This is a genomic window from Acinetobacter sp. 25-47-130, assembly GCF_056779705.1.
On sequence record NZ_JBWYII010000012.1, the window covers coordinates 1 to 11923 of the forward strand.

Consider the following 11923-nt stretch of genomic DNA (forward strand, 5'->3'; position numbering starts at 1 on the left):
AAGGCTATGGACAACTCCGCTTTGATGACACCACAGGACAAATCTCCACCCAACTGCAAAACACCCACGGGGCGAGCCAACTCAACCTAGGAAATCTCAGTCATCCCAAAGCAACCGCAGAAAGTGAAGGACGTGGTGAAGGTTTCGAACTCAGAACTGACCAATGGGGTGCAGTACGAGCGGGCGAAGGCATACTCATCTCCACCTACAAACAAGAACAAGCCAAAGCAAACCATTTAGATGCAAGCGAAGCCAAACAACAACTCGAAAGTAGCTTAAACAACGCCAAAGCCCTCAGTGAAGTGGCAAAAAACCAACAAACTGATCCACTGAACTTACTCGAAAACCTACAAGGCTATCTCAAAAACTTAGAGAGCGAAGACCAAAGCAAAGCCGCGGCTTTTAAACAAGCGATCATGCTCTTGGCTTCACCAAGTTCAATTGCCGTAGAAAGTAACGAAGACATCCACCTCAGTGCAGATGGGCAGATCAACCAAATTGCACAAGGAAGCATTAACACCAGCACGCAAGACAGCATCATCGGACATGCCAGCAAAAAGATCAGTTTATTTGCAGCGCAAGAGGGAGCGCGACTGTATGCAGGCAAAGGCAAGATCGAGATTCAAGCTCAAGGGGATGGTGCTGATCTGATTGCAAGAAAGGGTGTGCAGATTATTTCGACGGAGGCGAATGTCGACATCACGAGTGCGAAAGAAATCGTACTGACCGCAGGTGGTTCACAGCTAAAAATAAATGCTTCAGGGGTATTTCCTACGACTGGCGGTAAGTTTGAGGTTAAGGCAGGACAGCATTTGTTTGTGGGGGGAGCAGACGTTGGATTTAATATGCAAGGACTACCTGCATATGAAATATATAATGAAAAATTCCAAATCCTTTTGCCGTCGGGTGAGCCTATGAAGTTTATTGACTATAAGGTTTCTACGAGTGATCAAGAATTTATTGCACAAGCGGATAATAAAGGTAAATCTAAACGTATTAATACCAAAGGCGAAGAAGGTTTAACATTGAGTTTAAACTGGATGACTTTAGAGGTAGTTGAGAGCGAAGGAGATGTGGAATAATGGGAGGTGATCTAGACTGGAAAAGTAATACCAATACGACTGAAAATAGTTGCAAAATAGCACAGTGTGATTGTTTGACTTTTTGGGAAGTATATCAGCAAGTAGCGATGCAGCGTCTTTCAAATTTAAAAGATGCTAAACAAAACTTATATAGACTTGAAGAAGGTTATGAAGCAAGAGCAAGAAGAATAGCGGCAGCATACGCTAAAATTTTCTTAGAAAAAGAGATAAATGGTAATGTAAATTTAAAAGGTCGTTATTACTGGATGGGTTTGGGTGCATTTGCATCTAAAACAGTTGCTAATGTTTTTGATCATTGGGGAAGTCAGACTGGTTATTCTGCTCCTATTATTGTAAATACTATAAAAGAACCAATCGATCTTTTTGCATTAGGGAATTTGTGGCTATTTATGGATATTGCCCCTTGGCATTATGCTTGGAGTGCTTCATCAAAAACATTTGATAGTTGTAGAACCCAAAGAAATATTTCAAAATTTACTCATATAAAAAAAGAAGTCATGAATCTACCATGGTCAAGTTGTTTGCCAGAGATTAAATACTTAGGAAGTACAGAACAAATCAAAGATGCTTTTGCTTTGTTACCTCAAATAGAAAAAATCTTTTTGGGAGAAAGAACAGAAAAGGGAAAATACAATGCAGCTAAGAAATATTTATTTGATCACTTAATGTTTATTGCAGTTCAAGAGCAATTTAATATCTTGCAAACGGTTGTTTGGAATAAGGCTTCTGCGCAATGGGGAGCAGAGAAACAAAGAAGCTGGTATATGGGCTGGGCTATGCCAGATGCAACCTTAGTTTTATCAAGTGATTATGATGTGGATGAAGTTAAAGAGGGCTGGTTCTCTAGTAGTGATAAGGCTAAGCGAGCTAGCGAACTGCCTGAAGAAGTTTATATTTCACCTTTTAGTGATACAAAGGCGGAGAATTACGATAGTCGTATGATTTGGATTAAAAAAGCCGCTGAAAAATATCACCGTTTAATGTTGGATGATAAAGGGCGTGCCTTTTTACATCAGGAATTAAAAACAATAACGGGGTGGAGTCAGAGCAAAGCAAACTTTCTCTTTGGAATACATCCAAGTAGTAATGAAGGGAAAAAATAACGATTTTTTTAACAAAAGTTTCAATATGAAAAATTATCTGAGTTTAATTTTTGGATTTTCGATATGTTGCCTATTATTGGCTTGTACTCCAAATACGAAAAGTAAAGGAAATGAAATCATGCCACCACAAAGTGCTATTTTACATTTTGGACAGCAAGGATTAAAAGATTTTATTCAATATAGTAATGCGCCAATAGACCGCCAACCTGCGGGGATGAATTTTTTGTCACTAGATTGGAGACCGCCCAAACTGGGACAGGTTAAAATTGTAACTGAACAAAGTAACTTTGAAATTGATAATGTTATTAGTGTAATGGGGACGCAAATTGCACGAATGGGCAATGATGGTGTTTTGATTATGGATGTAACCGCTAGTTTACATGCTAATGAATATACGACTAGAGAAGATGCATATCAGGCTTATGTAAAACTTATGAAGCAAATGAGTGAGAAAAACTGGAAGCAGTATTTTTTACCTTATTCGGAACGTATAGATAAAAAAGATAATTTAAAATATATGAGTCAAAACATGGGAGAGGTTATTGACCCTAGCTATATTTTAAGTTTTAAAGAGTGGCAAGAAATGATGGATCTGACTAATGGCCATATGTATTTTAATTTATATAATAGTAATATTAATTTGGGGATATCTCTTTCTAAAACATATAAAGATGATAAAAAAGAACAGTATATGCTGAGATACAGTTTTGAGCATTTTAGATATACTGGTTTTAATGCTATTTCTAACTCAGATGAAATGACAGCAGAACAGTTAAAACAAGCCTTTCTAGATGAAAGGAGGGAAAATGAAAAAGATCGTAAATTTAAGGAACAAAAAATTAAACTGGAAGGCTATCATATTGATGGCAGCTATGTAGACCCTGATGTTTGGCAATATATGAGATAGGATATTTGGTCGGCTTTGTTTCACAAAGTTGTTTGTTAGGTTTAATTTAGCAATATAATTGTGAGACGAGTAAGCCCACACCTAAAATCTATTCGACATCCAACTGGCCTAATTACAATAAAAAGTTTTAATTAATCGTGGAAATATTTCGATTTGTTTCGATCTTCAGACTCAATGGTGCACAAAATTACTGCAGTAGTTCCGCTAAGAAAAAATGCAAACCTTGGAAAGATAAAACTGAGTTCCTAGAACGTAATGAGTTACTTCGAATAATTCACTGTTTAGGTTTAGGCAGAAACCTATGAAAATAATGGTTGGTTTATCATCGTCGCAGTTTGGTAGAAACCAAGATACATCGCATCAAATATAGATAAGCTGACAAAATGCACTGAGCCAGCGAACACTGATGATACCTAAAGCAGCCATGATGGTATTAAGAAAGGGTTAGATGTTTATATGGCATCAGACCAAGATGATAAGGTTAAGCGTTCAGTCGGTACAACGGTGAGTGATGGGGTGCAAATGTCACATTTATGGATTGCTAATAAGATAAAAAGCTCAAAATTATTGAGTTACATGAAGAAAAATTGATTTTACAAATAGAAGATTGGCGACGAGTTAAATTCAAACCATCCATAGAAAGAAAACTAGGTAAAACCATCGCAATTCGATGCCCATATGATCAAAGTTTGGTTACTATTACTAGTGATAAATTCGATCATCATAAAATGTAAAGGCTTAAATAAACCTAAGTGTACACGGACAGTAACTGCACACGGTATTAAATTAGAATTTGTTTTACCAAAAGAGATGTTGGAGAGATTAAAGAATGTCAACACAAGTAGATGATCAAGAAATAGATTGGCAAAAATGGTTGAGTTTAGAAGTAAAAGATACAAGTTTATTTAGAGATAAGCTGCTTGAGCAAGAAATGTATCACAAGAGATTTGATACGTTTGTTAATGGTATATATACAGTTGTTGATGGATTTAGCGATTATAAAAATGATTCTAAATTTGGTGGATATATAGCATCTGGTCATCAAAGATTAAAAGATGCTCTGAACTTGATATCTTTACAATATTCAGCAGGTGGAGATTTAAATTATATAAAAGAACTTTATCCATATCTTCTTCATTGGGCAGAAGAATATGCTGAAACGAGTCATCTTTATAATTTAAGCCCTGATGCAGGTGGACGTTATGTCTGGCATATTTCCTTGGGAACTGAAGATTATTGGTATATTGCTTTACGATTGATATGCTTTGGTTTACTGACAGGGTATGCAGATCAAATGAGTCGAATTATGACGATTATCGACTACACAGAAGCAACACCTGAAGGACAAGAAAAAGATGGCTTAATCGAGCGATTGGTTGCTCCATTTGTAACAGATCGAGGCATACCACCGAATGATGCACGTCGACATTTGCCTTATCGCAAGCTCATTAAAGTTTTTGATGCTGCACCTGAAAAACGTCCAGCGATGATGTTGCAATACTTAGAAGATTGGTATGAAGCCAGTCGTCGTGAACCTTATCATGATCAACATCCACAACCTGATATTAGATCAGGTATCAGTTATTTTGGTTATTGGTCATGGGAAGCGGCAGCTGTTACATGGTTGTTAGATATTGATGATACAACTTATCGAGAGCATCAATTTTATCCGAAAGATTTAGTTGATTTTTCTAAAGCACAATCAGAAAAAGTATAAGCACAAGATTCGGTAGAAAAAATTAAAATCAAAGGTGGGGATAAATGTCCACAAACAGGTTATTGGACGACACCTGCTCATCCAAATCAACGTCTTCAATTTAATAAAGGTGAGATTTTACCAACGTTTTTAGAACAAGATTGGGGTCAAGTATATTGGTATTTTGATGGTGAAGAATAAAACTATATCGCTCAAGGGGAAACTTTCGTATTTATCGAAGTTTAATAAAAAACCCGCTTACGCGGGTTTTTTGATCTCAAACGAGATTACATATTCGGATAGTTCGGACCACCCGCACCCTCAGGTACAACCCAAGTAATGTTTTGTGATGGATCTTTAATATCACAAGTCTTACAGTGAACACAGTTCGCAGCATTAATTTGGAAACGCTTAGAACCATCATCATTTTCCATGATTTCGTATACACCAGCAGGGCAGTAGCGCTGAGCAGGCTCATCCCATTGAGGAAGGTTAACGTTTACTGGAATTGATGGATCAGTTAATTTTAAATGTGCTGGCTGGTTTTCTTCGTGTACTGTATTTGAAACAAACACTGAAGATAAACGGTCAAATGTAAGCTTACCATCTGGTTTTGGATAATTTGGTTTGAAGTTCACAACATCAACAGTTTTTAAAGCACTGTAGTCAGGTGTCAAATCACGTAAAGTGAACGGAACTTTAAATACATTTTGATCGATAAAGTTGAATGCACCACCGAAGAATGTACCAAACTTATGCATTGCAGGGCCAAAGTTACGAGCATTATATAACTCTTCTTTTAACCAACTGTTGTTAAATTTCTCTGTATATGACGTTAACTCTTTAGCAAAGAAATCTTCGCCTTCTGTCACACGAGCAATTGCAAGGTCGCCGCCTTTTTCTACACCAGCTTTAATTGCTTCAAATACAGCTTCACCACATAACATGCCTGATTTCATAGCAGTGTGTGAACCTTTAATTTTTGCAAAGTTCAAGAAGCCAGCATCATCACCAATTAAGCTTCCACCTGGGAAGGTGAATTTAGGAAGAGAGTTAAAACCACCTTTAACCACTGCACGTGCACCGTAAGAAATACGTTTACCGCCTTCCAATACATCTTTAATTAATGGATGTGTTTTCCAACGTTGCATTTCCATGAATGGATACATATGAGGGTTTTGGTAAGATAAGTCGACAATCATACCCAATGATACTTGGTTATTTTCAGCGTGATATAACCACCAACCACCAGATGAACCAGTTTCAGTTAAAGGCCAACCCGCACCATGCATGACTTTACCTGGTTTGTGCTTCGCTGGATCGATTTCCCAAAGTTCTTTAATACCGATACCGTAATGTTGAGGATCAGCGTCTTTATCTAAGCCGAATTGAGCGATTAGGCGTTTACCTAAATGACCACGGCAGCCTTCAGCGAATAACGTGTATTTCGCATGGAGCTCATAGCCTGGGGTAAAGTTATGTGTTGGCTCACCATCTTTACCAATACCCATATCACCTGTTTGGATACCTTTTACAGTACCATCAGCATGATACAGAATTTCCGCTGCTGCGAAGCCCGGGAAAATGGATACTTCAAGCTCTTCAGCTTTTTGTCCTAACCAGCGTACAACGTTACCCAGAGAGATGACATAGTTGCCGTCGTTGTGCATTGTTTTAGGCACAAAAGCATGAGGCATTTTTTGAGATTTTTGATCTGAAAGAAGGAAGTATGTTTCATCTTCTGTAACAGGTACGTTTAAAGGCGCACCTTCTTCTTTCCAATTTGGGAACAATTCATTAATAGCGCGTGGTTCAAGCACAGCACCAGAAAGAATATGCGCACCTACTTCAGAGCCTTTTTCAACGACACATACAGATAAATCGTTGAGGTTGTTTTCAATTGCAAGTTGACGGATTTTGATCGCAGCTGAAAGACCCGCAGGGCCCGCTCCAACGATTACAACGTCAAACTCCATCGATTCACGTTCGATGTGTTCCATAAAGGACTCCTCATAAAGTAAAGGGTGGCAACCGATAATTCCGACGGTGCTGCCATGAGTGTTCTTAGTTGCAGGTACAATTTTGCTCTCGTACCTTTTATATATTTTGCGCTAGTATAGGTTCAAACCTTGATCAAGCCAATTGGCTGAGTCGCTTTATTTTCCGTCAGCAGGGCATAAACCATGGTAAAACAAAATGATTCTATAACAGCACAGCCTGATTCACTTGTACCTGATGATAAAAACTTAATCAATATCGTACAATATCTAAAAGATGCACAGTCAAGTCACAAAAGGTCAATCCCACCTCTTGAACAATGGAACCCAAAGCATTGTGGCTCAATGGATTTGAAAGTAAAAGCGAATGGTGAATGGTGGCACGAAGGTCAATTGATTAAAAGACAAAGCCTCATTGACCTATTCTCGACAGTACTGTGGAAAGAAGACAACAAATTTTACTTAAAAACACCCGTTGAGCAAATCGAAATTGAAGTCGAAGATGAACCTTTATTGGTCAATCAGGTAGATCAAGTCGAGATTCAAGGGCTTTCTTATCTACAGCTAACAACGACCACTCAAGATCTCATTATTGTGGATCAAGATCATCCAATCTTTATGCGTGATTTTCAAGGAGAGATGCGTCCTTATGTGCATGTGCGTTTCGGCATCAACGCATTGATACAACGATCAACTTTTTTTCATTTAGTTGAAATGGGGGAGTTGAGCGAAAATGAGCAAGGTGAATCAGTTTTGAATTTAAAAAGTGGTAATCTGCTATTGCAATTAGGGACTTGAGGTTTAAGCTTAGCCCATTCATTTAAGCATTATAAAAGTAGTCGTTGAGATGTCTGCAATTTTACCCCAACCGAGCTCTAATGAGCCTATGCCTCATGCACTTGAACATGCCCCTATTGGGATTTTCGACTCGGGTATTGGTGGTTTATCAGTTGCATTGGAAATAGCAAAATATTTACCCAATGAGCATATCCTTTACTATGCAGATACAGCTCATGTCCCTTATGGTCCGCGCGAAGATCAAGATATTCGTCAGCTCACAGCACATGCAATTGAGTGGTTGTATCGTCAAGGATGTAAAGTTGCGGTTGTTGCGTGTAATACGGCATCAGCTTTTAGTCTGGATTACTTAAGGACACATTATGGTGAGCGATTTCCGATCATTGGGTTGGTTCCTGCGTTAAAACCTGCAGTGTTACAGACACAGTCTAAAGTGGTGGCTGTATTGGCGACTCCAGCGACTTTTAGAGGCCAGTTAATCAAGGATGTAATGCAGAATTTTGCAGATCCTTTAGGTGTTAAAGTTCATCAAGTCACCAGTTTGGATTTGGTTCCTTTCGTGGAAGCAGGGCAACAAAATTCGCAAGCCTGTATTGCAACATTACAACGGATACTTGATCCCGTCATGCAAGATCAAGCCGATTATTTGGTGTTGGGTTGTACGCATTATCCATTTTTAAAATCTGCAATTGAGCATCTTTATGCAGAGCGACTGACTTTGGTTGATTCTGGATTTGCTGTTGCACGCCAAACAGCAAGAGTCCTTATCAAAAATAAATTCAATGCAACTCAACCATATGACAAATCAGTGCAGTTGCGTTGTGTCGTCAGTGGCGGAAATGCGCTTGAACTTCAGCCTGTACTTCAAAATATGATCGGGCATGAAATACTATGGTCAATTGAAAATTTAACTGATACATTCGAAGAAGAATGATCAATATCAAGCTATATATTTTAAGCCTTATGAGTAAGGCATTTTTACCTAGATGCAGGATTGGATTAAGGCATGCTAGATAAGCGTTACCAAGTGTTTATTACAACTTCTGGTAAAGAGATGCAGCCAGAGCGTATGGTTGTGTCTCAAACGCTGATCGGTATGGGTTTTTTTTCCTGGGGTTTAGAACAAAGAACACCTGTAACAACCGCTTTTGCACGCCGTCAAATTGATGATTGTGATTATGTACTTCTGCTTTTAGGAAGCCAGTATGGTGAGCAATCTGTCTCTGGTATTAGTTACATGCACTTGGAATATATCTATGCCGTGACTAAGCAAAAGCCCATTATTGTATTTATGCATGAACAGCCAGAATCGCGTGAGGAGCATTTACGAGAGCATGAAGTGGATCTTCAACAGCGCTTTCAAAATTTCCGTGAACAGATCATTCAAGAAGTTGATCAGGTCGTATTTTTTAAAAGTGCTCGTGAATTAGAGCTAGCACTCAGGTCTCATATGCCTCAAATGCTTGAACGTTACCCTGTTTTGGGTTGGGTAAGACCACAAAGCATTCAAGCAAAACAAGATGAGATTGATCGATTAAGAGCTCAGCTGGCACAAACAAAAATGGAACAAGCCAAATCTGAAGTCGATCCTTTTCTATCTTTGCCTAAAATAGAATGGGATGATCAATTCAGTTTTGATTATCGTATGCATGCTTATGTTGATAGTCATTTTAAAGAAATTATTTGTATACGATCCATGCGATGGCATGAAATTTATACTGTTCTTAAGTCTCAATTTTCCCAAGCAACACCAGAAGATTTTTATTCTAAAGTGTTGAATCAGTATTTGACTGATACGGGGCTGGTCGATGCTCAATTGCAACTTCCTAAGGCACATATGGTATCTAGAGCACAGATTAATGTACGTGCATTGCATACCATCAAGCAACAAATGCGTAATAATGAATGGATCGTTCCTGTAGGACGAGATGATCGTCAGCGGATGTTATGGAAATGCATGAATAAATAGATCAAGTTCATATGATAGTTTTTCTCTGTCATTCACATTTTAAAAAGCAATCATAAAATCACGCCGAATTTACTTAGACTCTGATAAAGTATTTCTCAATTAAACAGTGAATTGATGTGGATCAGATGTCTGAGTTAAAGCCGAAAATCACCGTAATTATTGCCAACTTGGGAACACCAGATGCCCCGACAGTGCCTGCGGTACGAACTTTTCTAAAACAGTTTTTATCTGATCAGCGTGTGATTGAGATTCCATCGTTTTTGTGGAAAATTATCTTACATTGTTTTGTTTTACCATTTCGACCAAAGCATGTTTCTGAAGCATATGCGCAGGTGTGGAATGGAGATTCACCTATGCGTGAAATTCTGTTGAAGCAAACAGATTTAATCCGTCAAAAAGTTATTCAAGATTATCCAGATTTTGATGTTCAGGTCGTTCCTGCAATGACTTATGGTCATCCTAGTATTCATGAGGTTCTAAAAAAACTTTCTCAGACACCGCAAGATCACGTCATTTTATTTCCACTTTTTCCTCAATATTCAGCGACATCTACAGCACCTTTGTATGATGCATTGGCGAAATGGGTTTTAACGCAGAGAAATTTACCTGGCTTAAGTTTAATACGTGATTATTATCAACATCCAAAATTTATTCAGGCTTTGGCAAAGAGTGTTCAGGTTTTTCAGGCGCAACACGGTAAAGCGGAAAAATTATTAATGTCTTTCCATGGGATTCCTCAGCCTTATGCAGATAAAGGTGATCCATATGCCGACCGTTGTAGAGTTACAGCGAAAAAAGTCGCAGAGGCTCTGGGATTACGTGACGATGAATGGGCTATCAGCTTCCAATCACGATTCGGTAAACAAGAGTGGGTCAAGCCATATACAGATGCGTTGCTGACTGAGTGGGGACAACAAGGTGTTCAATCTGTCCATGTGCTCAGCCCTGCTTTTTCAGCAGATTGTTTGGAGACTTTAGAAGAGTTGGCTGTGGAAAATGCCGAAACCTTTAAAACGGCGGGTGGGAAAGACTATGCCTATATTCCAGCATTAAACACTGATGCAGCACATATTGATTTGTTGGTCGATTTAGTAGAAGCTCAACTGGATGCACTCAAGATTACCCTTCAACATTCTGCATAAATTTAAAGGTTCCTATGCTTCAAGTTAAAATTATTCCTGTGACAGCATTTCAGCAAAATTGTTCATTGGTTTGGGATCAAGAGACCAAAGAAGCTGTGTTAATTGATGCTGGAGGTGAGCCTGAAAAAATTATGCAAGTTGTGCAAGAGTTAGACTTAACCGTGAAGGAGCTATGGTTAACTCATGGTCATCTTGATCATGCTGGTGCGGTCGGAGCATTGGCGAGAGAGTGGGGTATTCCAGTAATTGGTCCTCATAAAGAAGATGCATTTTGGTTAGATATGATTCAGGAAGTTTCAGCACGATATGGGTTTCCGATACCTGAACCTGTTGTGGTTGATCAGTGGCTTGAAGGTGGTGAAACTTTAAAATTGGGGGATGAGTCCTTTGAGGTTCGATTCGCTCCCGGTCATACGCCTGGCCACGTCATGTTCTATAATGCTAACTATGGCTTGTTATGGACTGGCGATGTTCTTTTCAAGGGTTCAATTGGTCGAACAGATTTTCCCAAGGGAAATCATCAACAGTTGCTGGATTCGATTGAGAGAGAATGTTTTAGTTTGCCAGATGAAACACAGTTTATTTCAGGGCATGGTCCAATCAGTACCATTGGCTATGAGAAAAAGTTTAACCCGTTTGTGGCAGGTAAAGCTGGTTAATTAAAAACGAAAAAAGTGATCTCGATTGATGTCATTCAATTCCCAAAAGAGAAGGGCAGCGGCTAACACAAATAGTGCAGAGATTAAAATCAAGACGAAATCATGTTGATAAATGCCTAGACCTGCAAAAAGGAGGCCTAGGCAAGATAAAATTATACTGAGTGTGAATGTGAATTTATAAAGTCTCATGTATTTATGAAAGTAGAATTGTTGTTTTAATGTGATTGTAATCACAATATCACAACATAAACTTAAATAAAATCACATTTATTGAGTTTTCTTAAAAAAGCTAATTTTTTTGTTTGTGTAAATATAATTGAATTATTCTTTTAATATTGAGCAAAGTTGGCATTATTCATGATATTCCCCTTGATCAGCTTGAGGAGAATCCTGTGTCGGAAGGCGATATTCATCATTTGCCCAAGCCCCTAAATCGATAAGTTTACATCGTTCAGAACAAAATGGACGAAATTCATTGCCAGTCCATTGACTAGGCTGTCCACAGCGTGGGCACGGAAATGTTTTTGGCATAAATGAATCCTAGTAAAA

The 11923-nt window shown here is 38.5% G+C and carries 10 protein-coding genes and 2 pseudogenes; 10 read left to right on the plus strand and 2 right to left on the minus strand.

The genetic code is table 11. The annotated features are described in order from the left end of the window. The 5 genes and pseudogenes from AC1M83_RS12510 to AC1M83_RS12530 all read left to right on the plus strand — a co-directional run. Positions 1-1082: DUF2345 domain-containing protein (locus AC1M83_RS12510; protein WP_481590814.1), on the plus strand; the 1082-nt coding region annotated here is incomplete at its 5' end. Beyond that, the gene (locus AC1M83_RS12515) at positions 1082-2206 is read left to right on the plus strand and encodes a DUF2515 family protein (RefSeq protein WP_035270925.1); all 1125 of its coding nucleotides are present in this window, start codon (positions 1082-1084) and stop codon (positions 2204-2206) included. The genes AC1M83_RS12510 and AC1M83_RS12515, both read left to right, overlap by 1 nt. A 118-nt stretch (positions 2207-2324) precedes the next feature. Further along, on the plus strand, positions 2325-3113 hold the full coding sequence (locus AC1M83_RS12520) for a hypothetical protein (RefSeq protein ID WP_227554596.1): 789 nt from the start codon (positions 2325-2327) through the stop codon (positions 3111-3113). A gap of 382 nt (positions 3114-3495) precedes the next feature. Continuing rightward, positions 3496-3962: pseudogene (locus tag AC1M83_RS12525) on the plus strand (hypothetical protein); the annotation flags it as partial. Beyond that, positions 3943-4807, plus strand: a pseudogene (locus tag AC1M83_RS12530) (PoNe immunity protein domain-containing protein); the annotation flags it as partial. The pseudogenes AC1M83_RS12525 and AC1M83_RS12530, both read left to right, overlap by 20 nt. Positions 4808-5096: 289 nt before the next feature. Here AC1M83_RS12530 and AC1M83_RS12535 read toward each other — a convergent pair. Then, entirely contained in the window at positions 5097-6809 is a 1713-nt protein-coding gene (locus AC1M83_RS12535; protein WP_035264963.1) for an electron transfer flavoprotein-ubiquinone oxidoreductase, read from the minus strand. 183 nt (positions 6810-6992) lie between these two features. On the opposite strand from AC1M83_RS12535, the gene AC1M83_RS12540 reads away from it, so the two are divergent. From AC1M83_RS12540 to AC1M83_RS12560, 5 genes are all read left to right on the plus strand, one after another. Next, positions 6993-7604, plus strand: coding sequence for a DUF1285 domain-containing protein (locus AC1M83_RS12540; protein WP_035264966.1), 612 nt, complete (start codon positions 6993-6995; stop codon positions 7602-7604). 49 nt (positions 7605-7653) lie between these two features. After that, positions 7654-8538 (plus strand): glutamate racemase, encoded by an 885-nt coding sequence (gene murI, locus AC1M83_RS12545; protein WP_035264968.1) that lies wholly within the window; start codon positions 7654-7656, stop codon positions 8536-8538. A 72-nt stretch (positions 8539-8610) separates the two neighbouring features. Then, complete coding sequence (locus tag AC1M83_RS12550; RefSeq protein ID WP_481590815.1) at positions 8611-9573, plus strand: DUF4062 domain-containing protein; 963 nt, start codon at positions 8611-8613, stop codon at positions 9571-9573. A 125-nt stretch (positions 9574-9698) separates the two neighbouring features. Beyond that, entirely contained in the window at positions 9699-10715 is a 1017-nt protein-coding gene (gene hemH / locus AC1M83_RS12555) for a ferrochelatase (protein ID WP_481590816.1), read from the plus strand. 14 nt (positions 10716-10729) lie between these two features. Then, the gene (locus tag AC1M83_RS12560) at positions 10730-11374 is read left to right on the plus strand and encodes an MBL fold metallo-hydrolase (protein ID WP_092768141.1); all 645 of its coding nucleotides are present in this window, start codon (positions 10730-10732) and stop codon (positions 11372-11374) included. Positions 11375-11725: 351 nt separating this feature from the next. Here the strand turns inward: AC1M83_RS12560 and AC1M83_RS12565 are convergent, their stop codons facing one another. Beyond that, the gene (locus tag AC1M83_RS12565; RefSeq protein ID WP_035264978.1) at positions 11726-11905 is read right to left on the minus strand and encodes a DNA gyrase inhibitor YacG; all 180 of its coding nucleotides are present in this window, start codon (positions 11903-11905) and stop codon (positions 11726-11728) included. Positions 11906-11923 lie beyond the last annotated feature (18 nt).

Excerpts from the sequence above, each read along its gene's own strand:
- AC1M83_RS12515 (WP_035270925.1), top strand. The coding sequence starts at position 1,082 with ATGGGAGGTGATCTAGACTGGAAAAGTAATACCAATACGACTGAAAAT.
- AC1M83_RS12520 (WP_227554596.1), top strand. The coding sequence starts at position 2,325 with ATGCCACCACAAAGTGCTATTTTACATTTTGGACAGCAAGGATTAAAA.
- AC1M83_RS12535 (WP_035264963.1), bottom strand. The coding sequence starts at position 6,809 with ATGGAACACATCGAACGTGAATCGATGGAGTTTGACGTTGTAATCGTT.
- AC1M83_RS12540 (WP_035264966.1), top strand. The coding sequence starts at position 6,993 with ATGGTAAAACAAAATGATTCTATAACAGCACAGCCTGATTCACTTGTA.
- murI (WP_035264968.1), top strand. The coding sequence starts at position 7,654 with ATGTCTGCAATTTTACCCCAACCGAGCTCTAATGAGCCTATGCCTCAT.
- AC1M83_RS12550 (WP_481590815.1), top strand. The coding sequence starts at position 8,611 with ATGCTAGATAAGCGTTACCAAGTGTTTATTACAACTTCTGGTAAAGAG.
- hemH (WP_481590816.1), top strand. The coding sequence starts at position 9,699 with ATGTCTGAGTTAAAGCCGAAAATCACCGTAATTATTGCCAACTTGGGA.
- AC1M83_RS12560 (WP_092768141.1), top strand. The coding sequence starts at position 10,730 with ATGCTTCAAGTTAAAATTATTCCTGTGACAGCATTTCAGCAAAATTGT.
- AC1M83_RS12565 (WP_035264978.1), bottom strand. The coding sequence starts at position 11,905 with ATGCCAAAAACATTTCCGTGCCCACGCTGTGGACAGCCTAGTCAATGG.